22 protein-coding genes and 2 tRNA genes are annotated in these 25,348 nt (G+C 36.1%); 15 read left to right on the forward strand and 9 right to left on the reverse strand.

The window, feature by feature from the left end; genetic code table 11:
- Positions 1-569: 569 nt before the first annotated feature.
- The 13 genes from F0475_RS10750 to F0475_RS10810 all read left to right on the forward strand — a co-directional run bounded on the left by F0475_RS10750 (position 570) and on the right by F0475_RS10810 (position 13,890).
- Positions 570-1,844 (forward strand): nucleotide sugar dehydrogenase, encoded by a 1,275-nt coding sequence (locus F0475_RS10750; RefSeq protein ID WP_155716632.1) that lies wholly within the window; start codon positions 570-572, stop codon positions 1,842-1,844.
- Positions 1,831-2,505, forward strand: a complete 675-nt coding sequence (locus tag F0475_RS10755) for a DUF1919 domain-containing protein (protein ID WP_155716633.1) — start codon at positions 1,831-1,833, stop codon at positions 2,503-2,505. Before F0475_RS10750 ends, F0475_RS10755 begins: the two co-directional genes overlap by 14 nt.
- Entirely contained in the window at positions 2,486-3,481 is a 996-nt protein-coding gene (locus F0475_RS10760; protein ID WP_155716634.1) for a glycosyltransferase, read from the forward strand. The genes F0475_RS10755 and F0475_RS10760 overlap by 20 nt, the downstream gene beginning before the upstream one ends.
- 33 nt (positions 3,482-3,514) lie before the next feature.
- Positions 3,515-4,714: a glycosyltransferase gene (locus F0475_RS10765; RefSeq protein WP_155716635.1), complete on the forward strand. Its 1,200-nt coding sequence runs from the start codon at positions 3,515-3,517 to the stop codon at positions 4,712-4,714.
- Positions 4,715-4,740: 26 nt separating this feature from the next.
- Complete coding sequence (locus F0475_RS10770) at positions 4,741-5,886, forward strand: EpsG family protein (protein ID WP_155716636.1); 1,146 nt, start codon at positions 4,741-4,743, stop codon at positions 5,884-5,886.
- Positions 5,886-6,755, forward strand: a complete 870-nt coding sequence (locus tag F0475_RS10775) for a glycosyltransferase family A protein (protein ID WP_036886804.1) — start codon at positions 5,886-5,888, stop codon at positions 6,753-6,755. Before F0475_RS10770 ends, F0475_RS10775 begins: the two co-directional genes overlap by 1 nt.
- Positions 6,756-6,965: 210 nt before the next feature.
- On the forward strand, positions 6,966-7,892 hold the full coding sequence (locus F0475_RS10780) for a glucosamine inositolphosphorylceramide transferase family protein (RefSeq protein WP_004361243.1): 927 nt from the start codon (positions 6,966-6,968) through the stop codon (positions 7,890-7,892).
- A 5-nt stretch (positions 7,893-7,897) separates the two neighbouring features.
- Positions 7,898-9,001, forward strand: a complete 1,104-nt coding sequence (locus F0475_RS10785) for a glycosyltransferase family 4 protein (protein WP_155716637.1) — start codon at positions 7,898-7,900, stop codon at positions 8,999-9,001.
- 169 nt (positions 9,002-9,170) lie between these two features.
- Positions 9,171-10,085 carry an O-fucosyltransferase family protein gene (locus F0475_RS10790; protein WP_155716638.1) on the forward strand — a complete coding sequence of 305 codons (915 nt, stop codon included), beginning with the start codon at positions 9,171-9,173 and terminating at the stop codon, positions 10,083-10,085.
- A 3-nt stretch (positions 10,086-10,088) separates the two neighbouring features.
- Positions 10,089-11,201 (forward strand): glycosyltransferase family 4 protein, encoded by a 1,113-nt coding sequence (locus tag F0475_RS10795; RefSeq protein ID WP_155716639.1) that lies wholly within the window; start codon positions 10,089-10,091, stop codon positions 11,199-11,201.
- Positions 11,191-11,826 carry a GNAT family N-acetyltransferase gene (locus F0475_RS10800; protein ID WP_155716640.1) on the forward strand — a complete coding sequence of 212 codons (636 nt, stop codon included), beginning with the start codon at positions 11,191-11,193 and terminating at the stop codon, positions 11,824-11,826. The genes F0475_RS10795 and F0475_RS10800 overlap by 11 nt, the downstream gene beginning before the upstream one ends.
- Positions 11,827-11,884: 58 nt before the next feature.
- Positions 11,885-12,520 carry a sugar transferase gene (locus tag F0475_RS10805; protein WP_155716641.1) on the forward strand — a complete coding sequence of 212 codons (636 nt, stop codon included), beginning with the start codon at positions 11,885-11,887 and terminating at the stop codon, positions 12,518-12,520.
- Positions 12,521-12,528: 8 nt separating this feature from the next.
- Positions 12,529-13,890 (forward strand): aminotransferase class I/II-fold pyridoxal phosphate-dependent enzyme, encoded by a 1,362-nt coding sequence (locus F0475_RS10810; RefSeq protein WP_155716642.1) that lies wholly within the window; start codon positions 12,529-12,531, stop codon positions 13,888-13,890.
- A 453-nt stretch (positions 13,891-14,343) separates the two neighbouring features.
- Here the strand turns inward: F0475_RS10810 and F0475_RS10815 are convergent, their stop codons facing one another.
- Together F0475_RS10815 and F0475_RS10820 are read right to left on the reverse strand one after the other, a co-directional pair.
- The gene (locus F0475_RS10815; protein WP_234423003.1) at positions 14,344-14,952 is read right to left on the reverse strand and encodes a tetratricopeptide repeat protein; all 609 of its coding nucleotides are present in this window, start codon (positions 14,950-14,952) and stop codon (positions 14,344-14,346) included.
- A 14-nt stretch (positions 14,953-14,966) separates the two neighbouring features.
- Positions 14,967-15,293, reverse strand: coding sequence for a 2-amino-4-hydroxy-6-hydroxymethyldihydropteridine diphosphokinase (locus F0475_RS10820; protein ID WP_009436039.1), 327 nt, complete (start codon positions 15,291-15,293; stop codon positions 14,967-14,969).
- Between the two features lie 165 nt (positions 15,294-15,458).
- Here F0475_RS10820 and F0475_RS10825 point away from each other — a divergent pair, with 165 nt between their 5' ends.
- The gene (locus F0475_RS10825; RefSeq protein ID WP_449421268.1) at positions 15,459-16,361 is read left to right on the forward strand and encodes a glucosaminidase domain-containing protein; all 903 of its coding nucleotides are present in this window, start codon (positions 15,459-15,461) and stop codon (positions 16,359-16,361) included.
- 569 nt (positions 16,362-16,930) lie between these two features.
- Here the strand turns inward: F0475_RS10825 and F0475_RS10830 are convergent.
- From F0475_RS10830 to F0475_RS10855, 6 genes are all read right to left on the reverse strand, one after another.
- Positions 16,931-18,127 (reverse strand): CobW family GTP-binding protein, encoded by a 1,197-nt coding sequence (locus F0475_RS10830; protein WP_155716645.1) that lies wholly within the window; start codon positions 18,125-18,127, stop codon positions 16,931-16,933.
- A gap of 196 nt (positions 18,128-18,323) precedes the next feature.
- Positions 18,324-18,405, reverse strand: a tRNA-Tyr gene (locus F0475_RS10835).
- Between the two features lie 8 nt (positions 18,406-18,413).
- A tRNA-Val gene (locus F0475_RS10840) sits at positions 18,414-18,488 on the reverse strand.
- Between the two features lie 223 nt (positions 18,489-18,711).
- Positions 18,712-20,013: an NCS2 family permease gene (locus F0475_RS10845; protein WP_155716675.1), complete on the reverse strand. Its 1,302-nt coding sequence runs from the start codon at positions 20,011-20,013 to the stop codon at positions 18,712-18,714.
- Between the two features lie 30 nt (positions 20,014-20,043).
- Positions 20,044-20,820 carry an NAD(+) diphosphatase gene (gene nudC, locus F0475_RS10850; RefSeq protein ID WP_004383324.1) on the reverse strand — a complete coding sequence of 259 codons (777 nt, stop codon included), beginning with the start codon at positions 20,818-20,820 and terminating at the stop codon, positions 20,044-20,046.
- 51 nt (positions 20,821-20,871) lie between these two features.
- Positions 20,872-22,620, reverse strand: coding sequence for a bifunctional metallophosphatase/5'-nucleotidase (locus F0475_RS10855; RefSeq protein WP_155716646.1), 1,749 nt, complete (start codon positions 22,618-22,620; stop codon positions 20,872-20,874).
- 184 nt (positions 22,621-22,804) lie between these two features.
- Here F0475_RS10855 and F0475_RS10860 point away from each other — a divergent pair, with 184 nt between their 5' ends.
- Positions 22,805-23,317: a hypothetical protein gene (locus F0475_RS10860; protein WP_155716647.1), complete on the forward strand. Its 513-nt coding sequence runs from the start codon at positions 22,805-22,807 to the stop codon at positions 23,315-23,317.
- A 258-nt stretch (positions 23,318-23,575) separates the two neighbouring features.
- Here the strand turns inward: F0475_RS10860 and F0475_RS10865 are convergent, their stop codons facing one another.
- Positions 23,576-25,294: a DEAD/DEAH box helicase gene (locus F0475_RS10865; protein WP_155716648.1), complete on the reverse strand. Its 1,719-nt coding sequence runs from the start codon at positions 25,292-25,294 to the stop codon at positions 23,576-23,578.
- Positions 25,295-25,348 lie beyond the last annotated feature (54 nt).

The raw sequence follows: 25,348 nt of genomic DNA on the forward strand, positions 1-25,348 counted from the left end.
TTGTGGGGTAAGGGGATATTGTAGGCAGAAGTGGGTGCTTCAAGTTCAAATTATCTGCAAATTCAGTAATGAGAGGACGTGTAAACGCAATAAGAACCTTCAAGGGCTTAGTTGCGGATTTGAGGTCGATTTCATTTTTTAATACTTCTGCTTTCTTTGATAGTATTAGGAGGAGGATATTTGCTTCCCGAAACACATTCTCTCTTTATTCATTTTATGGCATATACTTATGTATATAATTCCCCTTTTCTTTTGATACTTTCTATTTCAATTTTCTGTTTATTTAGAAATTTATCGTTCAAGAATAATATTATAAACTATTTAGCAAGTTCTTCTCTTGCAATTTATTTGATACATGAACATCCCTTGATGAGAGAAATTATATATGTGAAACCTTTTATGAAGATTATTTATATGAATCCATATTACTTATTTGGTACAATTATAATCTTTTCAATATTACTGTCAGTGATTTGTATGTTAATGGATAAAATAAGAGTATTTATTTTTAATTTAATAGATAAACCAATATCAATTGTTTCTGATAAGATTGAAAAAAAAATAGAGTTATGAAAGTGGAAAATATTAAAATTGCCGTTATTGGCTTAGGTTATGTTGGCTTGCCTTTGGCAAGATTATTCTCAACAAAGTTTAAGACCGTTGGTTTTGATATGAATCAGAGTCGTGTTGATGCGTTAATGGCTGGTCATGATGCTACATTAGAAGTATCAGATGAGTTATTACAGTCTGCTATAAAAAATGGTTTTCTTTGTACAACTAATCTGGAAGACATTAGAGACTGTAATTTTTATGTAGTTGCTGTACCAACACCTGTAGATGTAAACAATCGCCCTGACTTGAAGCCTCTTTGGGGTGCAAGCGAGACTGTTGGTAAAGTTATTTCTAAGGGAGATATTGTTGTTTACGAGTCAACTGTTTATCCAGGAGTAACGGAAGAAGAATGTTTACCTGTAGTAGAGAAGGTTTCTGGCTTAACATTCAATAAAGATTTTTTTGCAGGTTATTCTCCTGAGCGTATAAACCCAGGTGATAAGGAGCATACTGTAGAAAAAATAAAAAAGGTAACATCAGGTTCTACTCCAGAGATTGCTGATTTGGTAGATAATGTGTATAATGCAGTTCTTATCAACGGAACACATAAAGCACCTTCTATAAAAGTAGCTGAAGCTTCAAAGATTATTGAGAACTCTCAACGTGACGTTAACATTGCGTTTATGAATGAGTTGGCTAAGATCTTTAATGCAATGGGTATCGATACAAGAGATGTAATAGATGCTGCTGCTTCTAAGTGGAATTTTATTAAGTTGAATCCTGGTTTAGTTGGTGGTCATTGTATCAGTGTAGATCCTTATTATCTCATTCAAAAGGCACAGGTCTATGGTGTCTTGCCACGTATCATGTCTGCAGCACGTAGATTGAATGACGGTATGGGAGATTACGTCGCAAATCAGACAATCAAGATGATGAATAAGAAGGGTGCACTCGTCAAGGATTCTAATATCTTGATACTTGGTATCACCTTTAAGGAAAATTGTCCTGATGTACGTAATACTAAGGTTGTTGATATCTATTCTACATTGTCGGAATACACTTCAAACATTACGGTCTTAGACCCATGGGCTAATGTTGAAAGAGTGAAGAAAGAATATGGGATTGATGCTGTCGCGTCTTTGCCTAAGGATAAGAAATATGATGCTATTATTCTTGCCGTTTCTCATAAGCAGTTTGCTGATACAGACTGGAGAGAGAAATTAAATGAGAATGGTGTTATTTATGACGTCAAAGGCTTCTTAAATAGAAATCAAATTGATGGTAGACTTTAAGAGCTTTCTTCTCAATCATCTAAAAGGATTAGCCTCACGTGTTATGACTAATCCTAGACGATTGTATCATAAAAAGAAATCAAAGTACTGTTACAGAGATAAATGTAGTATTATTTGTAACAATTGTACGGGTGGTGTTATTCTACACGATTTAGGACTAAAATTTGATACGCCTACAATAAACACTCTCTTTTATAGTGCAGATGATTTTATTTTTTTTGTTTCAAATATAAGAGAGTTTTCTAAAACTGATGTTTTCAAGATAAATGACTCTAAATATTCTTATCCTGTTGGTGGAATAAAACTTGGTTATCGTGTTGTAAAAATAGGTTTTGTTCATTACTCAACTTTTGAAGAAGGAAAAAGAAAATGGATAGAACGTTTTGCTAGAGTTGACTTTGATAACATGGTTATTTTGTGGGAAGGAAAGGGTGTTGATGAAAAAGAACTTGTCTCTTTAGATGCTCTGAAATTTAAAAAGATGGTTATTTCAAATGTAAATTATGCCCTTTCAGATAAATTCCCTTTCTATAGGGGAAGTAATCTATATGAGAATTGGTTTCCAGGTAAAATCCTAGAATATAAAAATATATTTGGGCTAAAAAGATTTCTTGATGATTTCGATTATATTAGTTTAATAAATGATGGAGTTAAAATTTGATTTAATGCTTAGCATAATAATTCCAATGTATAATGCTGAGAAGTACATTGAAGAATGTTTGGATTCTATTCTTAATTCAAATTTACCAAAAAAATTGTATGAACTTGTTATAGTTAATGATGGATCGAAGGATAAATCTCCAGAGATAGCTCAGAACTATGCAGCAAAGTATTCCAATGTAACATACTTAACTCAAGAAAATCAAGGACAGAGTACTGCGAGAAATTATGGAATAAAAACTTGCAAAGGTGAATATGTTTGGTGTGTAGATGCTGATGATAAAGTTATAAGTGAGCAGTTGCCAAAGATTATTGAAGCTTTAGACGAATATAAAAATTTGGATATTCTGGCTGTTCAACTTCAGAACGTAACAGAAGGAGGACAGTATTTAGATGTTGAATGTAGTCAGCCTATGCTTGAGCACAATAAGGTTTTATCTGGTGTTGAGGCAGTTCTTTCTGGTTATAATCCTTCTTCAATCTGTGCTTTAATTACAAAGAAGCAATTATTTATTGATAATAATATATTCTTTGTGAAGGGAATTACACATCAAGATGTTGAGTTGACATATAGACTTATGCCGTGTGCAACGAATGTTGTGTTTAGCGATATAACTCCTTATCTGTATATATATCATCCAAATTCTACCAGCAAGTCTATGGTACCAGAGAAGAAGATAAAATACATTAAGGATGATATTTATATTATAAATTCTTTCCGTAGGTTAGCTTTGTCTTTTAAGGATATAAACCCTCAGTTATATAGTGTAATATTTAATCGAAGCCAGAATGTGCTGTTTGGTTTGGTATACTCTTTATATAAAAACAAAAAAGAATGGGGAAAGCTTGGTATCAATTCTGTTATTATAGAAGAAATGAAAAAAGAACAGTTATATCCAATGAAGGGACATTTTGATTCATTGAAGAAATCATTATTTGTAAAGTTGTTTTTGAATATTCCTTGTTTAATTAAATAATTTATCACAAGTCGTTTAAAAGTATAGAATAATATGAAAGTCACTATGATTTCTGTGATGATGCCTGCTGCGGAAAATATCCGTGGTACAAGTGCATTGCCTTATCATTTACTTGCTGGTAGAGATAGAAGTATAGAGGTAATTCTTTATTCGTATAACTTAAATCGGCTTTCTAAAGAGCAGATTGATTCTGTAGCAAAGGAACTTAATATAAAGATTTGTTTATTGCCAGTACCATGGTGGTATAATTTTTTCCTTAGATTTCTTTTACCATTTAGAATATTATTGAATTATCCTATTGGTAATTATATTAGCTTAAGTTCTTCACAATTAGATACTATTATTAATGATTATCCTGATGCTATATGGATTTATGGCGAGGAGTTATCTCGTGTCAGTTGTCAATTAAAGGATTTTAGGCGAATACATACATTGCCAGATTGTGAATCTCTCTATTATTATAGGATGCTTGGTAAGCGTTTCGCAATAAGAAATAGAATAAGATTTTGGAGATCAGCGTTTATGTATCCTAAGTATCTGAATATGGAGAAACAGTTTGATACATCTTCAAATATTCACTATCATTTGGTAGGTAAAGAGGATGTTAATTTCCTTGAGGAGATTTGTCCTGGAATTCAAGCTCATTTTCTTCGTCACCCTCATTATCAAGTTGCAAAACCTGCTAAGGTTATTTCCTTTAATTCTCCAAAAATAAAGGTTTTATTTGCAGGGCAGTATAACTTGTATATGCAGCAGGATGCTGATATGCTGATAGATTGTCTGATAAAATCTAAAGATCTCTCAGAACTAAAAGAACATTATGTATATACTTTTTTAGGTAAGGGATGGGATAATCATGTAGAGAGACTTAATAAAGCAGGGTATGAAACTCATCATATAAAATTTGCCCCTGATTATATTGAAGAAATTTGTAAACATGATATTCAGGTAACACCTATATGTATAGGTACAGGTACTAAGGGAAAAGTCCTAGACGCAATTGCTAATGGTTTGTTGGTAATCGGCTCATGGTATGCACTGGAAAATATAGCTGTAGAGCATAATGTTTCATGTATACAATATGAAGAGATAAAAGATGTTGTTAACATTCTAAAGAAAATACACCTTAATCCTTCTAAGTATGAGGCTATAGCTGAGTGTGGTAGAGAAAATATTTTGCAGAAGCATAACGGAGAGACTACTTCTAAAGAGCTTTTCTGTCTCTTCAAGTAGTTATTTATAATTAAAAATATCCTCACATGATAGTCTATTTATTCATTTTTATTCTTGTTCTTTTCATTAACAGTTTAGCCATCAAGTATAATTACAATCGCGATAGGGCCTTGTTTTTCTCACTTGTGATATTGGCCGTTTTTGTAGGTCTGTCTGACATGCTTGGTGGATATGATAGATATATATATGCAAGTTTATTTGATGACATTGCTGATATTACTAGAGTAGGAGGAAATTATAAAGATGCTAGTATTTTTACATTATATCCATCTGAGATAGGTTATATTGGGAGTAATGTCTTGATTTCTTTTATTACAAGTAATAGGTATATATTTATTCTACTGTATACTTTGATAATTTATTTCCTATATTATTTTTCCCTAAAGAAGTATTGCATTAATTATCCATTTGCTATAATGCTTTTTATGGGACTTATGTTCTTCTTTACATTCACTTATCTTAGACAAATGGTGGGAGTAGGTATTGCTTGGTTTGCTATTAGATATGTTTATAAGAAAGAATTGTACAAATTCATAATATGCGTATTGGTTGCAGCCTCATTTCACAATTCTGCTATAATTTTATTCCCATTATATTTCTTACCAATCAAACGTTTTAGTCAACGAAGTATTATTATTATTATGAGTATATGTTTGGTTCTTGGTTTGTCTGGTGGTCCTTCTGCATTATTCAGATTATATGGTGATGTAACAGATATGCAATATCGAACAGATTCTTATGCGGAGCAAGAGACTGGCTTTAGATACGAATATATTATAGAAGCATTTGTTTTTTTATATTTCATATTAAAGAATTATTCTTTAATCCCAACTACGAAAAAAAATATAGTTCTACTCAATACATCTTTAGGATTCTGTGCAATATTATTACTTTTTGTTCTTTCTCTTAATGGTGGGCGATTAGGATGGTATTATTTGATAGGAGTAATAAGTACATTATCTTTGATTGCAAATAATATCAAGAGTAATAATCTAACGAGGAAAATTATTCCTATTATCTGTTTCTTACTTTTCTTCCGAATTGTGTATTATTGGGGTTTTTTGCTTTCTCCTTATAAAACATTCTTCACAAATGGTGTACGTGAATATGATCCTATCTACGAAAAATACGAGTATGATGAGAAATATTCTATAGATAAATTTTATCGTTGATGATTACAGTTTTAACACCTACTTATAATAGGGCTTCTTTACTTATTAATTTATATCAAAGTCTTACAAAACAGGACTTTGAAGATTTTGAATGGGTTATTGTTGATGATGGTTCAACAGATACTACTACAGATATCGTAGATAAGTTTATAAAAGAACAGAAAATAGTTATAACTTACATACAGCAGCTTAATGGAGGTAAGCATAAAGCCCTAAATAGAGGAGTTAAAGAAGCAAAAGGTGAACTTATTCTTATTGTTGATAGTGATGATAGTTTACCTCAAAATTCTTTATCTATTATACAGCGTTATTATTTGGATATAAAAGATAACCCTTTAATTGGGGGGATATGTGGTTTGATGGCCCATCACGATGGGACCGTTATCGGAAAGCGGAACGTTTCTTTACCGATAAATATAAGTTCTATAGAAATGCGTTATAAATATGGATTTGTAGGAGATGTTTGTGAAGTGTTTAAAATAGATGTTTTGCGAGAGTTCCCTTTCCCGGAGTTTGATAATGAAAGGTTTTGCCCAGAAGATTTAGTTTTAAATAGAATAGCAAAAAAATTTAAGTTACTATTTATTAATGATGTTATCTATTTGCGTGATTATTTAGAGGGAGGACTAACATCGAAAATAGTAAAGATACGTATGCAAAGCCCTATTGCTTCTATGATGTGTTATGCAGAAATTTTACAAAACGATATCCCATATATTTATAAATTAAAAGCTGCAATAAATTATTGGCGATTTAGATACTGTTATCATGGTAAAGGTTCTTTTCCGAAAATAAGAGGGATATGGAATGTTGTGTCACTAATAGGTTGGGGAATGCATATAAAGGATGTTTATCTTTTAGATAAATAATACTGATAAGAATAGATGAATATTATGAGAAAATATACTTTTATTTAAAAAAATATGAATGAATATTACTTGGTTTTTTATTGGTTTGCAATGATAGTATAAAAGATAATCTTAATGTTATGTAAAATGAAGAAATAAACTTTAACTAGTTATCTTCATATATTGTAAAATGAATATTAACGTTTTGTTCAATCATTAGATGTGTATATTATGTTTCTAAAAAAGAAAATTAAGAAACTAACAGAAGAACGTTGGAATGTTGGTTTTATTCAGAATTCTATAGAAGACATATTGAATAATTTCCCTTTAAAAGTGAATTGGGTTAAACATAATTATAAAAATTCATGGTTTGCGGATCCATTTATTTTGGATGTATCTGAAAAGAAAATAGAACTTTTAGTAGAAGATTTTTTTAAGCCAGCAAATAAAGGTAGAATATCTAAGCTAACAATAGATAAAGCTTCTAGCGTCTTGCAGAGTTGTGATGTAATCCTTGATTTAACGACACACCTTTCTTTTCCTTTTATCATAAGGCAAGAAGACCCTTTGTCTCTTTTTATTAGAGATATAGATACTCATGTAAATTCTTTTAATGAACCTTATGTATATATCTTACCTGAAAATGGGGAAAGTGGACATTTAAGCATATATAGATATTTTCCACTATCAAATAAAATCGATTTTTTACACAGTGTATTGGATGAAGGTGTTGAGGATGCTGTTCCTTTCTTTATTGATAATCAAACTTTTTTATTCTGTACTCCGAGAAAGAATCCTAATGGAAATATCCTATATATATATAAATGGCATTCTGAAGAAAAAAAGTTTATTTTCTTGAAATCAGTTTCTTTTAAGGAAAATGTTGCTCGTATGTCTGGAGCTTTCTTTTATTATAATAATAAGCTTATACGCCCGACACAAGAATGTAATTTGCAGTATGGGCACGCAGTCACATTACAAGAAACAAATATAAGAAATTTCAGTTTCAAAGAGCTTAGAAGGATTTATTCTACACATCCTATTTTGAATGTCGGAAGTCATACGTTTAACTCTTATAAGAATATTATAGTTACAGATACTTTAGGATTTGATAGGATGTGGATACGTAAGATATTAAAGCGATTTAATTTAATATAAAAACAATGAGAATACTTCAAGTCATAACATCTTTGGATATGGGAGGCGCTGAAACGTTGGTGGTTAATTTGATACCAAGGTTGCAGGCTTTGGGGAATACGGTGGGTTTATGTATCTTTAATGGAAAAGAAACACCATTGGCTCAGAGATTAAGGAAAGAGAGTCCACAGACAAAGATATATGCGTTAGGACATGGGGTTTATAATCCGCTCTATATATTAAAGCTAATAAAGATAATGAGGAATTATGACATTGTTCATACTCATAATTCATCACCACAACTATTTGTAGCTATTGCTAACTTATTTTGTTCTAAAAAACTGGTATCAACAGAGCACACAACTTCTAATCGCAAACGTGAATGGAAATGGTATGCACCTATTGAGAGTTGGATGTATGGGCAATATAATCATGTGATTTGTATAAGTCAGATTGCCGAAGATAAATTGCGAGAGTACATGGGAGGAGTTTGGTTAGATAAGACTAATCCTCAATATAAGCAAATCTCAACGATTAATAATGGTGTAGATGTTAAGGGCATTAGTGATGCAACTCCTGATAATGCTTTGTTGTCATTAAAGAGGCAAAGAAAGGCAATCTTGATGGTAGCTGGGTTCCGAGATGCGAAAGATCAGGATACGGTTGTTAAAGCCTTAGGACTACTCGATAGCAGTCACTTTGAGGTTTGGTTTGCTGGTGTTGGTATACGTCAAGAAATAGTTAAGCAGTTAGCAGAGTCACTTGGTGTAAGTGACCGAGTTAGATTTTTAGGTTTACGTACTGATATTCCAAATGTTCTGAGAGCAGCAGATGTTATCGTGATGTCTTCTCATTGGGAAGGATTGAGTCTTAGTAATGTAGAGGGAATGAGTGCACATAAGCCATTTATAGCTTCTGATGTTAATGGTTTGAAAGAAGTTACTAAAGGATATGGTTTACTTTTCCCCCATGAGGATGCAAAGGCATTGGCTGAAGAAATTAATCGTTTAGCAAGTGATGAAGCTTATTATAATGAAATAGCTGAACGCTGTTACAATAGAGCTTTAGAGTTCGATATTTCAAAAACGGTTAATGGGTATAACTCTGTATATGAAACTGTAGTGTCGTAAAAAAGAGTTTTTATATATTTTCTCTTTAGTTTTTACTTCATGTTTTGATGCTATCCCTGCACTGCAGTTAGTATTTTAATAGTTTAGACATGAAGAAAGAAAGTCTTAATTTATGATAGGTAGAAATAGTTTAGTTAAGCTTATAGATTACTGTTATCGTGAACCTCTGATGAAGTTTAGGATAATGAAGGAGAAAGGGTTCTCTTTGTATACAACGGGTAATAGTTATCCATATATTTTTATGGTAGATGGGAGAATTCCGCATGGTGGAATGTTTGATAGACTGAAAGGTCTGATTACCATTTATGCTATATCTAAAGCTTTGGGAAAGCCATTTAAATTGAACTGGAGTTATCCGTTTGTTTTAAGTAAGTATCTTGAGCCCAACGAGTACGATTGGCTAATTGATGAGAGCCAAATGAATTTTGGTTTTCTTTCATATAATAATGTTATAACCTATGGAGAGATAGTAGACCCTTCCCGTTTATATAAGAAACGTTCATCCGAAACACATTTCTATTATGGATATAACTCATTAGATAAGGTGAATGCTCATTTTGGAACGAGTTACCAGTGGGGTGAGTTGTATAGAGAGTTATTCCGTCCAACAGCTTATCTTCAACGCTATTTGGACCTATATCAGTCAGAGATTGGAGCTAACTATATCGCAATTCATACACGTTTTATGAATCTTTTGGGTGATAAGACGGAAACGGCTATCAACCCAGAGTTAGGTTCTGATAATCAAAAGAGTGCATTGGTAGAGGCAGCTATCAATGCTGTAAAGAAGATATCTGAACAGCATCCTAACACAAGGATTCTTATCGCTTCGGACTCTATGGTCTTTATTGAAGAGATAAAAAAAGCAAAGCTTGATGTGTATATCGTGCCTGGAACAGTAAAGCATATAGATACTGCTGGAGAAACAGATGATTCTGAGAATATCAAAATGTTCACTGATTATTATTTAATCAGCGGTGCACAAAAGGTATATAGCTTATGGCATGAAGGAATGTGGAAGAGTGCATTCCCTGAATATGCTGCAAGAATTGGAAATGTGAATTTTGAACGTGTCGAGTTCTAAATCATGAAGAAGAAGTTAATTCGCATTACAACTGCGGACATATCTTTAGATGGATTGCTAAAAGGGCAGTTGAAATTTTTGAACCAATACTTCGAAGTTGTTGGTGTTGCAAAAGATACTGGTGTTCTGAAGGAGGTCAGTGAGCGAGAGGGAATCCGTGTGGTAAATGCTCCGTTAGAACGTCCTATTAGTTTAGTGAAAGATATCAAGGGTTTATGGTTCTTGTATCGTCTGTTCCGTAAGGAGAAACCATGGTGTGTACATGCTAATACTCCTAAGGGAAGTTTGTTGGCAATGATTGCTGCGTGGTTTGCATGTGTTCCGCATAGGGTATATACCGTTACTGGCTTACGTTATCAGGGTGCTCATGGCATGTTGAGGACGATTCTTAAGACAATGGAACGATTGTCATGTCTTTTTGCTACGAATGTAATTCCAGAAGGGCAGGGGGTATTACATGCCTTGCAAGAGGATTGTATCACAAAGAAACCGTTGCGGGTGATTTGGAATGGAAATATTAATGGTATTGATACAGAGTTCTTTTTGCCTGTAGAGAATACTAATGATAAGTCAGATACATTTACCTTCGTCTTTATTGGAAGGATGGTTAAAGATAAAGGTATACATGAGCTTACGGAGTGTATGCAACAATTGAATTGTCGGTTAATATTGGTTGGTACTTTTGAGGAGGAGGACGCCGTTTCGGAATCAGATAAGGAGTTTTTGACAACTTCTGACAAGGTGAAGTTTGTCGGCTGGCAAAGTGATGTTCGTCCTTTCTTGGCTCAAGCTGATGCACTTGTCTTCCCAAGTTATCGTGAAGGATTCCCTAATGTGCCAATGCAAGCTGGTGCTATGGGATTGCCTGCTATAGTTACGAATATCAATGGTTGTAATGAAATTATTAAAGATGGTCTGAATGGTAAAATTATAGCTGCCCCTCTTAAAGAAGGGTCTGAAGTTATGCAACAGGCTTTGCTTAATACTATGAAATGGTTTATTGAACATCCTGAAGAGGCTAAACGTATGGGACGCAATGCACGTCCAATGATACGTGAAAGGTATGAGCAGAAGGATATTTGGAAGGCTTTAAAAGAGTTTTACGATGCTTTATAAAATAGCACATATCCTACGTGACAAGTTACCTTGGATCTGGGATATTATAGGGATTATCAATTCCTTCCTTTTTGGATTAAGGTATGGAAGTAAAATGAAGAATGTTCAGAAGATTCTTTCTCATTTTACTAAAACTACAGATGAGGCTGGTAATGCACTTTCCTATAGGATAGAGAGCCTTGGTAAGGATAATCTTCCTATGTTGGCAAAGATGTTTGCAGAACAGCCTACGTCAGCCTTTGACTTCTTTAAACCTCATGGTTTCGATGAACTATCATTGAACAAGTTAGCAAAAGATAAAAGTTTTCTTGCTTATATCGTTGTTGCAGAAGGAGCTGTTCAACAAAAAGTATGTGTTGGATATTTCTTCCAGCGGAGTTTCTTTTGGGGGAAATCCTTTCGTGGGTATATGACGGATTATCGTTGGCAACGTCGTGGAATCAATAAAATGATGAATCTATGTGCAACAGAGATTTCTTCATTATTAGGTCTTAGGGTTTTTGGAACAATCGCACCAGATAATATTGCTTCTATGAAATCTGCTCAGACTGCTAATGATATTCAGATTATTGAAACATTACCTAATGGAGATTACTATGTAGAGTACAGACCTAAAAAGGATTAATCTGTAAGGTTATTTTTTTAGATTCTGAAAAAATCATTCTTAATATTGCAGTATAATTATGTTTTTAAAATGGATATTTGATAAACTCGCATCTTTGTTTGGTTTGCTATTCCTTAGTCCAGTGTTATTGGTAGTAGCAATTCTAATCAAGGTGAATATGCCTGGTCCTATTTTGTTTTGTCAGAAGAGAGTGGGGCAGTATGGCAAACTGTTTACTGTATATAAGTTCAGATCGATGACAGTCAAGGCAGAGGCTTCTGTAGCAAGTAGAGATTCAGAAGCAACTTCTATTGCTTCAACTGAACAGTGCCGTATCACACCACTTGGCGAGAAGCTTAGACGTTATAAGTTAGATGAGTTACCAGAACTCTGGAATGTCCTCAAAGGTGATATGAGTTTTGTCGGTCCACGCCCAGACGTTCCTGGTTATGCAGATCAGTTGCAAGGAGAAGAAAGAGATATTCTGAAGTTAAAGCCAGGAATAACAGGTCCAGCCAGCTTGAAATATAGAAATGAGGAAGAACTCTTAGCCTCTGTTGAGAATCCTGCTCAATATAATGATGAGGTTATTTTCCCAGATAAAGTCAAGTTAAACCTCTATTATTTAAAGAACTATTCCTTTATAAAAGATATTCAAATGATTGTCTGTACAGTTCTCGGAAAAAAGATGGACTATGCAGGTGAAAAAATATAATTAGTAAAATGGAAAGAAATCGTGTTTTACTTTGTCTCGCTCACATGAGTGGTAACGAGATGAGATACATCCAAGAGGCGTTTGACACCAATTGGGTGGTGCCATTGGGACCAAATGTCAATGGTTTTGAAGATGATCTGAAGAGATTTGTTACTTCTGTGGTTAATTCTAAAGAGAAAGAATCATCTTTTAGAGATGGAGGCTATCCACAATCAATTCTTCCACATGAAGATAATCCCGGTAACTTATGGAAAGATTCATTGCCAAACTTAGAGGATAAGCGTGTTGTTGCGCTCTGTTCTGGTACCTCTGCTGTACACCTCGCTTTAGTTGCATTGGGAGTTAAAGCAGGGGATGAGGTCATCTGTCAGAGTTTTACCTTTTGTGCCAGTTCACATCCAGTAACTTACCTTGGTGCAACTCCTGTGTTTGTTGACTCAGAGAAAGAAACATGGAATCTTGACCCTGCACTTTTGGAGGAAGTTATTAAAGATAGAATTGCCAAGACCGGTAAGAAGCCAAAGGCAATCATCGTAGTTTATCTTTATGGTATGCCTGCAAAGATAAAAGAAATTCTTGTAGTAGCAGATAAATATGATATCCCTGTTGTAGAGGATGCTGCAGAGGGTTTAGGTTCAAGATACGAAGGACAGGTATGTGGTACCTTTGGTGAGTATGGTATTCTGTCATTTAATGGAAACAAGATGATTACCACATCAGGTGGTGGTGCACTTGTTTGTCCTAATGAAGAGGCTCGTAATAATGTGATGTTCTATGCAACACAGGCTCGTGAGGGTTATCCATACTATCAGCATGAGAAGATTGGTTTCAACTATCGTATGAGTAATGTTTGTGCTGGTATCGGTCGTGGTCAGATGACAGTTTTAGATGAGCATATTGCTCATCACCGTCATATTGCTCATTTGTATGAAGAGGCTTTCAGTAAGATAGATGGTATTACCTTCCATGCAAACCCTTCATCGGAGTTTGATTCTAACTTCTGGCTGAATACAATGGTTCTTGACCCTTCTGTTAAGGTGAAAGGTCAGGAGAATGCATATAAGACAACAGTACAAGGAGCTGTAGGTGGTGCGGCAGGTGTTATTCATTCAGTAGATAATGCACATACTGATTGTGAACCAAATGCTAATATTGAGGCTATGCGTGTCTTCCTTGATAAAGCCAATATTGAGAGCCGTCCTCTTTGGAAGCCAATGCACAAGCAGCCATGTTATAAGGATTGTCCAGCATACGTAAATGGTGTGAGCGAAAGTCTTTTTAAAGTAGGTATGTGTTTACCAAGTGGACCATTAATAACAGATGATGATGTGAAATATATTGTGGAGAAGATAAAAGAGGCAATGGCATAAGTGTTATCTTTTATAACCCATATTAAGGGCTGACGTCGGAGATCTTAATGTCTTCGGTGCCAGCCCTTGTTGTGTTTCTCCATATATTAGATTATGGTGATATCTAATTCGCCTATCTAAGTTTTATCCTTTAATAACCTGTGGATTAATAGAGTTTGTAATCTTTGAGAATCCTTTTAATTTGCAAGTTAGTTTGTAGGTTACCTAGAATAGCGTACTTTCTCTTTACTGATACGTTTAAATCTTGTATGCAGCAAAAGTACGAAAAAAAAATTAATAGAAGAAGAAATCACAAAAAAACTAGTAGCTCTTTTTGTGTTTTTTATTCGATGTTACTTTGTAGGATGTATGGTTTACTTTTACTTTGTAAGTACTTGATTCTTAACAAGTATCATGGTTTTTATTATCGTCGGTATGTTTGTGGTAAATGTAGATAAAATGATGGGATTTTTATTAGTCGTTTTTACTAATCACAGAGTCCTTAGGCAAGTTTTGTATATAATTCTTCCAACAAGCTTTTGCCATTCTTTTCGTTTGTTCTAATCTCGTTTTGACGATTTCTTCCGCTTTATAAGGGTTATAATCTATTTCGGCTTTCATATAATTATCATAGGCTTGCTTCCATTGTTCCAGAAACATGTGACACATTGCTACACGATAATAAGCGTCAGGCTTCTCCCTTTTGTAACAAAGCGTAGCAGCTTTCTCATAATAGGGAATAGCCTTTTCGTATTGTTTCATATTAAAATGGCTTTCACCTGCCGTATAGTAATACACCGAACGCTCATGCGGAGCAAAAGCATCTAGTTGTGGAATAGCATTATCTAGGTATTTAGCAGCCATTTCATAATCCCATTCATTATAATAGCATAATCCAATATAAGCTTTAAACCTAGGATTAAGTTGATATGCCTTATCTAATCTCTGAAAAATGATCAATGCTTCATGATATTTTTGTGAAGTGAAATAATCTAAAGCCTTACCTAAATCTTCAGAATCTTTACTTTTTTGCGCCAATAAAGGTTGGAACGACAAGCAAAGCATAGCGAAGGTTATTATCATCTTGTTCAAGAAATTCATAACCATATTATATCCCTTATTGTTTTATTGCCATATTTAATGAGATCAATATCAATGCGTACAAGTCCATTCTTATGATTCTCGTGCGAATCCCCGAGTTCCGTTTCAATTTGTTTGAAATATCGTTCTATGATAGCTTGCGGATAGGATGTCTCAAAAGTAGCAATACAATTTAAGAACCTATCAGAAACAATACCGATAGGCTCCGTCCATTTCTGTTCAGAAAAGCATATATTGGGGAACAATTCCTTTAATCGTTCTTTCGCTTTACGAATGTTCTCTTCCTGATTATAATTAGAACCTAATGTAATAATTACCTTCATGAGAGCAAAGTTACTGATTAGTTTTGTAATGTTTGAGAGAATTTAAGAGAATTCGTTTTGGAATGTATTAAAAATCGTGTATTTTTGCACACAAATAATCCAAAAGAACTTTTTATGAAACGATATAGCCTTCTTTTAATCACCCTATTTTGCTTTTTATCCACGATGATAGGTGCTCCGATTAAGTGGAATCAAGCCTATCAAACTTATATTAATCAATATAAAGATATAGCGATTGAGGGGATGTTGAAATATGGCGTACCAGCAAGTATCACCCTTGCGCAAGGGCTATTAGAGAGCAGTGCAGGGCGTAGCGATCTTGTCCTTCAAGGCAATAACCACTTTGGAATTAAGTGTCACGGTTGGACGGGTCGAACTGTTTATCATGACGATGACTTAAAAGGGGAATGTTTCCGAGCATATCCCAGTGCTTTGGATAGTTATGAAGACCATTGCAAATTCCTTCGCGAGCGCCCTCGTTATCGTAGTTTGTTCGATTTAGATCGTACAGATTATCGTGGCTGGGCATACGGATTGAAGCGTGCCGGCTATGCGACGAACCCTTCTTATGCGCAAATGCTCATTAACATTATTGAACTTTATAAGCTATATGAGTTTGATAAGGCAAAGCATTACGATCGATTCATGGTGAAGCACAGCGGAGAAGAACCACCAATTCTCACTCCCGATAATGGACTTCCTGCTTACACTCCTATAGCGGGACCACACCCGATACATAAATATAACGAAAACTACTATATCATTGTAAGACAGGGAGATAGCTTTAAGTCGTTAAGTAAGGAATTAGACATCAGCGCGCATAAGCTAGCTAGATATAATGAGCGTAATAAGAAGGATAAGCTCATTCCTGGTGAGTATATTTGGTTAAAGAAGAAGCGTAAAAAGGCACCAAAGAATTTTAAGAATCGCCCTTATTATGTGCGAAAGTCAGAGAGCATGTATGATATTGCACAGAAGTATGGCATCCGTTTGAAGAGTCTTGTTAAGAAAAACAAAGCGATTGCCGAGCGTGGACTCCGTTTCGGAGATGAAGTTCAGTTATACTAATACATGAATTTTCTAGCGTGAAATACCCTCGCCCGTCCTTAAGAAATTATCTAACGGATAGGCGAGGGCATTTGTTTTTATCTATCGAATCATCAGAATTATCATCTCACTTTTGTAATAGAATATTGCTAATTTCGATACTTGTATTTGCGTTATTTTCATCCTAGCTTAGGTTCTTTCCAAATATGCAAGTTATAGGATAGTTCTCATACTTATTGTAATACTTTGATAATCAGTAAATTCTTAAAAACATAATAGCAGTTAGTCGATTAAAACCTATCTTTTTCTCCAGAAATCACCATCTTTTGGATAAAAACCTACTATCTTTTCATTTAAAAAGTACTATCGTTTTAGCATAAAAGTACTATAGTTTCACTCAAAAAGCACTATCGTTTTATTCAAAACCATCTTTTACTTCTTATTTTTCGTAATTTCTTTCCATTTTTAACGCTAGAATTAGATTTTCTTTTGTAAAGGATTATCCGATTAAAACGGTATGAGAAAGCATACAAAAAGAGGATATGCTTCGATTGACATATCCTCTTGTTTTGGTTATCTGTATGCTTGTTTTAGAAATCAGTTAGGCATTGATCAAGTGCTTTTGTAATTGCGTCTTTGTCTAAATCCTGACCAATAAATACAAGTTTCTGCATACGATCTCCGTAAGGTTCTTCCCAATCTTTGTTTATTTTAGGGTTCTTTTCAAGGAAACTCCTTAATTCAAATGCGGGCATTGTAGCATACCATTGTCCAGCATTACGTAAGCTAACTTGTTTTCCTGCCTGTTCGAATACGTAACATATATCTTTTTCATTCTTGAAATAGCATAATCCTTTACAACGAATGATTTGTGCTGGCCACTTACGTGCTACGAAATCATCGAAGAAGTTAATATCAAATGGTTTACGCGCATTGTACACGAAGGTCTGAATGTTATATTCTAATGCCTCACCACTCTCTTCGTTTTCTAGTCCATGATGGTGGTGATGATGGTGATGCCCATGATGCTCTTCTTCTTCCTCATGCTCGTCATGATGTCCCTCAATCTCAGCAATCCAAGCGGCTGATGTTGCTACTTCATCAAAGTTGAATGCTTTTGTATTAATAATCTTATTAAGGTCGACATCTCCATAGTTACATTCAATAATCTCTGCCTTGGGTTGGAGCGAACGAATAATGCTTTTTACCAATCCTAACTCTTCTGCATTAACATCATCCACCTTGTTAAGTAAGATAATGCTACAGAATTCAATCTGTTGAATCAGTAGGTTTTCAATGTCATCTTCTTTGAGGTCTTTCTTTAACAAGTCATTACCTGCAGAAAACTCATCACACATACGGCGCGCATCAACTACGGTAACGATAGAATCGAGTACAGCCTTTCCGTTCTTTGCTAAGTCGGGATACATTTGTGGATATGCACAAATAGTTTGCGCAATAGGAGCTGGTTCACAAATACCGCTAGCTTCAATAACAATGTAGTCAAACTTATTTTGTGATACAATATCGTTTAACTGCTTTACCAGATCCATTTTCAGTGTACAGCAGATACAACCATTCTGAAGAGCTACGAGCGAATCATCGTTTTGATCTACTACGCCGCCTGCTTCGATAAGGTTCGCATCGATATTCACCTCACCTATATCATTAACAATAACTGCAAATTTAATACCTTTCTCATTGGCAAGGATTCTGTTTACCAATGTCGTTTTACCGCTTCCTAGGTAACCGGTAAGCAATAGAACTGGTGTTTCTTTTATCTTCATATTATAAAGTATATGTTTTATGATGTTCTGTACTTACAAAGTTACAAAAAATATTCATAACGAAGAAGAAGGATTCTTTTAATTAGGATAATGAAAGTTAGTTATACGTTAAATGATAACTAGGATGAAAGTTAGTTATACATTACATGGTATATAAAACAAAAGACTTGCAATCGATTGGATTGCAAGTCTTTTGTGGGTAGTGATGGATTCGAACCACCGAAGCTAGAAGCAGCAGATTTACAGTCTGCCCCATTTGGCCACTCTGGAAACTACCCTTTGATAGTGGGCGTTGACGGATTCGAACCGCCGACCCTCTGCTTGTAAGGCAGATGCTCTAAACCAACTGAGCTAAACGCCCTTACTTATTGTAAGCGGTTGCAAAAGTAATGATTTAATTTGAACTCTGCAAACTTTCTTCATCCTTTTTTACTAATTAGTTCTGAAAAACGGGATTATAGTTGTTGTGTTGGGCATAAATCTAGTGTGAGGATGATTCAAGGCTAATTGTTTGTATAAAGTTCGCCCTGTAAGTAGTCCGTAGAAACCGATACTTACAGGGCGAAGCAATTTTATGAATATCTTTAACTGATGATAAAGTTCAAGACAAAGAGAACAGCCAATATACAGAGTGTCAAGTTAAGATCTTTCCATTTCGCTGTACATACTTTCATAAACACAAATGACAAAATACCAAGACAGATACCATCAGCAATAGAGTAGCAGAGCACCATGGTTATCATTGTGATGAAGGCAGGGAATGACTCTGTAATATCATTCAAGTTAATCTTCTTCACGGAATCAATCATCAACACACCTACCATAACCAAGGCTCCACTTGTTGCAGCACTTGGAATAAGCATGAAGATAGGGGAGAGGAAGAGTGATACAAGGAACAGAATACCTACAAAGAATGCAGTTACACCAGAACGACCACCTTCGGCAATGCCGCTTGCACTTTCAACGTAAGTTGTAAGTGTTGAGCTACCTAACATTGCACCGCAGGTTGTTCCAATGGCGTCACTCATCATAGCTTCTTTTACGCGTGGGATATTACCATTTGGTTCCACAATACCCGTCTTATCTGCTAAGCCCATAAGAGTACCAATCGTATCAAAGATATTTACCAATAACAATGAAAAGACAACCAATACCGTCTTGAGGTTCAAAAGACCACTAAAGTCGAACTTACAGAATATCGGACTAATATCTTGTGGTGCAGAGAAAGGCATCCAACTACTAGGAATAACTGTTACTCCTAAAGGAATACCGATGACGGTTGTAATAATAATACTCCAGAATAGCGAACCTTTGACATTCTTAGCCATTAACACGCCACTCAATAAGATGGCAATTATACCAAGAATACAACTAGGAGTGAAAGCACCGAGACCAACAAAGGTAGCATCTTTCGCAACGATAATCTCTGCATTCTTGAGTCCTATAAAGGCAATGAACATACCGATACCCGCTGATATTGCGTATCGTAAATTGTTCGGTATAGAATCGAGAATCATCTCACGCACATTAAAGAAAGTAATGAGGATGAAGACAATTCCCTCAATAAGCATAATAGCTAAAGAGTGTTGCCAGGAATAACCCATAGTTTGGCAAAGCGTGTAAGCAAAGAAAGCATTAAGACCCATGGAAGGGGCTTGTGCAAATGGTAGCTTAGCCATGAAAGCCAATAACAAGGTAGCAATAGCAGCTGCTAAGGCTGTACCAGTGAACAATGCTCCTTTATCCATTCCTGTGGAGGTAAGGATAGCAGGATTGACGGCTAAGATATAGCTCATCGTTAAGAAGGTTGTAGCTCCAGCAATAAGTTCAGTACGGAGCTTCATTGACTTGGGGTTAAAGCCAAGGGCTTTTTCTAAGAAAGTCATCATTGTTTTAAGGTTTAAATACTCTTTAGTTTATATTGAAGTTTGATTGATCCAATCATCAAGAATCATGCGTGCGATTGACAAACGTTCTGGAATATTGGGCAGATTCTCTTTTGTGAACCATGCTCCTTTTGAGATTTCGCTTTGCTGTAACTGTAAATCGCCTCCATCATAATCTGCATTGAAGCCCACCATTAGCCCACAAGGATAAGGCCAGGGTTGGGAACCGAAGTATCGTAGGTTCTTTATCTTGATACCTGTTTCTTCAGCTACTTCACGATGCACTGCTTCTTCTAGTGTTTCTCCTGTTTCAACGAAACCTGCTACTAATCCAAAGAAGTCGGATTTGAAATTGCGTGCATGAACTAACAACACTTCATCACCTTTATGAACAAGGACGATAATAGCTGTCGCTAATTGTGGCCATACTTCTTTCGCACAATTCGTGCAACGTTTCGATATATCAGTGTGCATTTTCATGGGTGCTCCACACACACCGCAGAATTTTGTGTTCTGATCCCAGTAAAGCAGTTCATGACATTTGCCAGCCTTCAAGTACAATTCAGTTGAAAGAAGATAAAAGGATGGTCTAAGTCCGCACATCTCGTAATTAGGATTATCAGTTACAGGACTATCAATCATGAATGCTTTTACTTCTGTTCCATCCTCCGTTGGACCAATATTCATCACATGAGTCCAAGGACGTAAGGCGATAGGTGGTTCTTCTGAAAGTGGAATCGTATAGTTATTACCAACCTTCTCTAACAGAAGGTCGGTCTTACAAAAGATAAACCAGTAATATTTCATCTTTATGATAGTTATAATCAGCTGTTTATGAAGTTTATGCTCCCTTCTAACTTATTCTCCAAACAAGAGCTTGCGGTCACGTGCAGCTGCAGGGATGGTCCACTCTTCTGGTATGAACTTCCAATTTTGATGTGCTTGCGGATTCATGGTACCAGCCTTCTTAATCTCCTCCATGAGATAATGGCGTTGATCTTTTGGACTCTCCCAGATTATCCTACTTTGAAGTGAATCATGTGGTATTCCAGCTCCCTTTGTGAGTAGTTCCCCACCGCCATTTGCACGATAACTATTAACAGCAACGGTGTACCATTTATGCTCATCGAAGGGTTGCCCATTACTCATACGTAAGATGTGAACTTTCTCGCCGTTAGGTTTAGTTACATCAACCGTATAATCAATACCAGCGGCAGAATCGAAGTTAAATGAGAAGTTCTTGAAGCCTAAACGTTGTGCATCATTCTGCGTGTTAGAGAGTAACAACAGATGATCATCAGGACTCTTCATCGTGTTTACCCATAAGTCGTAACTCATTTCAAGGTGCTTGCGAATCTCTTCGCCAGTCATCTTTATCACACAGAGTTGGTTTTCGTATTTATAAAGGTTGAACATATCGCCCACTGTTACAGGACCAGCCTTGATAACAGAGTTAAATTGTAGAGGAGCGTTAAAGGCAATATCAGCCTTTGTAATCTTTAGTTCCAGGTCGAGGATTAGATCGTTGAAAGCAGAATTGCCGAAGAAGCAGTCCTTCGTGTAGATTGTATTTTCAAAATTACCAATCACCTGTTCACTCCATTGTTTTACAGCATCTATCTCTGGTTGGAAATGCTTAATGAAAGCCTCATCAGCTTTCAAGTCCCTCACATCCACGAGTTCGCCTTTTGCCTTAGTCAATGTGTATTGTTTCTTACCTTTGATGTTCTTAGGAGTCAATGTTAGGGTCGCCATTGCTACGCGTTGCGCATTGTTAGCAGGGTCAAGGCAGATGACTTCCTTACCTATGATGTTTCTTTCAGTTGAATTATGAGGCGTGTGATCGTGTCCGAAGAAGACAACATCAAAGCCAGGAACCTCCTGCGCTACCTTTTGAGATGCATCCTCATCATATTGGGGCGTCTTGATACCTCCATTCCAACCAGAATGGAACAAACCAACTATTACATCAGGATTCTCCTTCTTTTTCACCTCTGCCATGGTACGTTTAGCACATGAAACCATCTCATCGAAACGAAGTCCACTCCATATTGTTTCCTTCAACCAGTTGGGTATTGCAGGTGTCAGCATACCAATAACACATACTTTCAGTCCGTTCTTCTTTTTGATGACCGTGTAAGGAAGTATGTAAGGTTTGTTCGTTCTAGTATTGATGATATTTGCACCAAGAATAGGGAAGCGTAGTTCTTTAAACCACTTGTCATAGACACTATGCCCTGTCTCAATATCATGGTTACCTACAGTGGCGGCATCATACCCCATATAGTTGAGCACACTCGCTGCAATATTCGTTTTCTCAGGGGCTACGTAGTTGTAATAATAAGAGATAGGTTGCCCTTGCAAGATATCTCCGTTATCCAACAGATAAACATTTTCTTTGCCCTCCTTCTTACGTAAATCTTCAACGAAAGTATTTACTCTTGCCATGGAACCGCTCTTTGGCTTACGTGTAATGAAGTCGTAAGGGAAGAACGATCCGTGTACGTCAGATGTTTCAACGATTTTAATGGTAATATCTTTCTGTTGTGCCATGGAGGAAGAACTGATCCCTAGCATGATTGTGAGTGCGATTGTTGATAGTTTCATACTTTTATTTTAAAATCACTTGCAAAAGTAATAAATTAAACGGGAATAAACAACGTTGGTCTTATTTGATTTTGCATTGTCGTTTCAATCGTTGTAGGATGTTTCTCAGCTTTGAGGATAATAAAACGAGTTGTTTCTCGTTTGTTGTTATATCTGGTTTCCTACCTTTTATAAGTGTGAGTGTATGTACAAGAAAGGGCTAATTAAGTTATTACGATACCTATTGTGTATCGAACTTCTATGGTTGATTGTTGTTTGGTTATCGCCATGGTCATTCTATCCAGTTATTACAAAGTTTGCTCAGTTCACACTTCCCTGGTTAGTGCTTTTCTTTCTTATTCGTTTTATTAGAGGTCGGTGGGAGCAGAATCATGAGGTACTTATAGGTTGTTTGTATAGTTTGTTATGGGTAATGGTGCCCGTACTATTCGTTATACAAATCTTCTACTCATGGCTTCTGATGTCAGATAGCGAAACTACTCATGTATCGTATGAAGACGATAAGTATCGAGTCACAGAACTTTATGGCTTCTTTACAACTAATTCTGATAATGTGAGAATAGAGGAACATTGGGGACCTTTCTATCGTGAGGTGTATTATGGTGATCTTTATTCTGCACATACAAAAACGTTGAAAAGTAAGGTTGCTATACAACGCTTTTTGGAGAAACAGAAGAAGGAAGGTTATGCTCCTTAACAAGGTTAAATAGTGCTTGCTATAGGGTTGCATCTTTACGTTCTTTGTGCTTTTCTAGTGTGGCTTTTTGTGTATTAAGTTAAAGTGCGCTTGTACTTTAACTTAAACTCCATTTGTACTTTAACTTAAAGGGCAATCGCACTTTAACTTAAAGTCTCATTGTACTTTAAGTTGAAGTATTATGCAGAGAAAAGTTATGGTAAAAAGAAAGCCTGTAGCTTACTTGCGTATAGCTACAGGCATTATCATCATCGGATGTTATTTCTTTCCAAGATTACGGAGCCACTTAAGCGGCTTCTTTATCAGTGCTTTCAATCCAGAGTCACTCTTAGAACTTGTTGGTAGCTCTTCACGAATATCGTACTTCGTACTTCTTCTTGCACCCTTCTCGTTCGTGTTACGCTGACGATTGTTATTCTTCTTCTTTTTGTTGTTAGGCTTTCTATTTTGTTGAGCGTTCGTCTTCTGACTAGCCTCCTTATTGCTTGCAGCTTCCTTGTCGTTTCGTCTGTTATTGTTAGGCTTCGTCTGCTTGTCAGTTTGCCTATTCTTGTCTTGACGATTATTCCGCTTGTTTGCGCTCTTTGCCTCAACAGCATTGTTATTATTGTTCTGCTGTTCTTGCCCTTTGTTCTTCTGCCTGTAGTTAGGCTTACGCTCCTGTGAGTGCTGCACCTTATTGTCAGAAGATTCTTGACTTTGCTGTTCGGGGCGTCTTGAACGTTGCTTGTTATTGCCCTGTTTCTTATCCTTGTGACTTTGATAGTCCCTATTCTTCCTGCGAATGCTCTTTGCGCTAGCTCCCCTCTTAGGCTTTCCGTTGCTCTTATACTCTGGTGCTTCGCCCAATCCATCAGGTAGTTGAACCTTCTCGATCTCCTTACCTAAGAATGACTCAATCTGCTGAAAGAAGTAGATGTCATCTTCATTCACAAGTGTGATAGCAGTTCCATCATGATCAGCACGTGCAGTACGACCAATGCGATGAACATAGTCTTCTACATCGTGTGGCACATCATAATTAATAACCATTGTGATGTCATCAATATCAATACCACGTGAGACAATATCAGTTGCCACTAGAACATCAACTTGCCCGCTCTTGAACTTGAACATTATGTCGTTACGCTGCTCTTGGTCAAGGTCGGAGTGCATCTCACCGCAGTTGATATGCTTACGGCTAAGCGCACCTGCAATCTGCTTAACCTTTTGTTTCGATCCAGAGAAAATAATGACACGCTTCATGTTTCCACCTTTGAAGACATCCTTGAGTATCCCCATCTTCTGTGTTTCGTAACACACGTATGCCATCTGATGTATCTTTTCAGCAGGTTTGCTGACAGCTAACTTGATTTCTACTGGATTCTTTAGCAGAGTCTTTGCGAGTTCCTCAATCTTCTTAGGCATTGTAGCCGAGAACATAATCGTTTGGCAAGTACTAGGGAGCTTCTTGGCGATGGTCATAATGTCTTCAGAGAAACCCATATCAAGCATACGATCAGCCTCGTCAAGAATGAAGAAGCTAACCTTTGACAAATCAACATTTCCTAATGAAAGGTGAGAGATGAAACGACCGGGAGTAGCTATGACAACATCGGCTCCGAGCGATAAGCTCTTAAGTTCCTGGTCATAGCGATTGCCATCATTGCCACCATAGACAGCAACGCAGGAAACGCCATTTAGATAATAAGCAAAACCTTGCATTGCTTGGTCTATCTGCTGTGCAAGTTCGCGTGTTGGTGACATGATTACACAATTTATGGCAGACTCTGGGTAGCCTCCATCGGCTAATTTAGATAATACTGGTAAAAGATAAGCCGCAGTCTTACCAGTTCCTGTTTGTGCAACGCCTAATACGTCGTGACCTTTTAATATTTCTGGAATGCACTTCTCTTGTACGGGCGTACATTTATCAAAACGCATATCATAGAGTGCGTCGAGTACATTATCGTTTAAATCTAAATCTTCAAAAAACATAATTTCTAATTTATCCTCTTTGTCACAGAGGGTAGTTCTTACTTCTTCTTCTAA

This window comes from Prevotella vespertina, from assembly GCF_009728485.1.
Classification (GTDB): Bacteria; Bacteroidota; Bacteroidia; order Bacteroidales; family Bacteroidaceae; genus Prevotella; species Prevotella vespertina.

Excerpts from the sequence above, each read along its gene's own strand:
- F0475_RS10750 (WP_155716632.1), top strand. The coding sequence starts at position 570 with ATGAAAGTGGAAAATATTAAAATTGCCGTTATTGGCTTAGGTTATGTT.
- F0475_RS10755 (WP_155716633.1), top strand. The coding sequence starts at position 1,831 with ATGGTAGACTTTAAGAGCTTTCTTCTCAATCATCTAAAAGGATTAGCC.
- F0475_RS10760 (WP_155716634.1), top strand. The coding sequence starts at position 2,486 with ATGATGGAGTTAAAATTTGATTTAATGCTTAGCATAATAATTCCAATG.
- F0475_RS10765 (WP_155716635.1), top strand. The coding sequence starts at position 3,515 with ATGAAAGTCACTATGATTTCTGTGATGATGCCTGCTGCGGAAAATATC.
- F0475_RS10770 (WP_155716636.1), top strand. The coding sequence starts at position 4,741 with ATGATAGTCTATTTATTCATTTTTATTCTTGTTCTTTTCATTAACAGT.
- F0475_RS10775 (WP_036886804.1), top strand. The coding sequence starts at position 5,886 with ATGATTACAGTTTTAACACCTACTTATAATAGGGCTTCTTTACTTATT.
- F0475_RS10780 (WP_004361243.1), top strand. The coding sequence starts at position 6,966 with ATGTTTCTAAAAAAGAAAATTAAGAAACTAACAGAAGAACGTTGGAAT.
- F0475_RS10785 (WP_155716637.1), top strand. The coding sequence starts at position 7,898 with ATGAGAATACTTCAAGTCATAACATCTTTGGATATGGGAGGCGCTGAA.
- F0475_RS10790 (WP_155716638.1), top strand. The coding sequence starts at position 9,171 with ATGAAGTTTAGGATAATGAAGGAGAAAGGGTTCTCTTTGTATACAACG.
- F0475_RS10795 (WP_155716639.1), top strand. The coding sequence starts at position 10,089 with ATGAAGAAGAAGTTAATTCGCATTACAACTGCGGACATATCTTTAGAT.
- F0475_RS10800 (WP_155716640.1), top strand. The coding sequence starts at position 11,191 with ATGCTTTATAAAATAGCACATATCCTACGTGACAAGTTACCTTGGATC.
- F0475_RS10805 (WP_155716641.1), top strand. The coding sequence starts at position 11,885 with ATGTTTTTAAAATGGATATTTGATAAACTCGCATCTTTGTTTGGTTTG.
- F0475_RS10810 (WP_155716642.1), top strand. The coding sequence starts at position 12,529 with ATGGAAAGAAATCGTGTTTTACTTTGTCTCGCTCACATGAGTGGTAAC.
- F0475_RS10815 (WP_234423003.1), bottom strand. The coding sequence starts at position 14,952 with ATGATAATAACCTTCGCTATGCTTTGCTTGTCGTTCCAACCTTTATTG.
- F0475_RS10820 (WP_009436039.1), bottom strand. The coding sequence starts at position 15,293 with ATGAAGGTAATTATTACATTAGGTTCTAATTATAATCAGGAAGAGAAC.
- F0475_RS10825 (WP_449421268.1), top strand. The coding sequence starts at position 15,459 with ATGATAGGTGCTCCGATTAAGTGGAATCAAGCCTATCAAACTTATATT.
- F0475_RS10830 (WP_155716645.1), bottom strand. The coding sequence starts at position 18,127 with ATGAAGATAAAAGAAACACCAGTTCTATTGCTTACCGGTTACCTAGGA.
- F0475_RS10845 (WP_155716675.1), bottom strand. The coding sequence starts at position 20,013 with ATGACTTTCTTAGAAAAAGCCCTTGGCTTTAACCCCAAGTCAATGAAG.
- nudC (WP_004383324.1), bottom strand. The coding sequence starts at position 20,820 with ATGAAATATTACTGGTTTATCTTTTGTAAGACCGACCTTCTGTTAGAG.
- F0475_RS10855 (WP_155716646.1), bottom strand. The coding sequence starts at position 22,620 with ATGAAACTATCAACAATCGCACTCACAATCATGCTAGGGATCAGTTCT.
- F0475_RS10860 (WP_155716647.1), top strand. The coding sequence starts at position 22,805 with ATGTACAAGAAAGGGCTAATTAAGTTATTACGATACCTATTGTGTATC.
- F0475_RS10865 (WP_155716648.1), bottom strand. The coding sequence starts at position 25,294 with ATGTTTTTTGAAGATTTAGATTTAAACGATAATGTACTCGACGCACTC.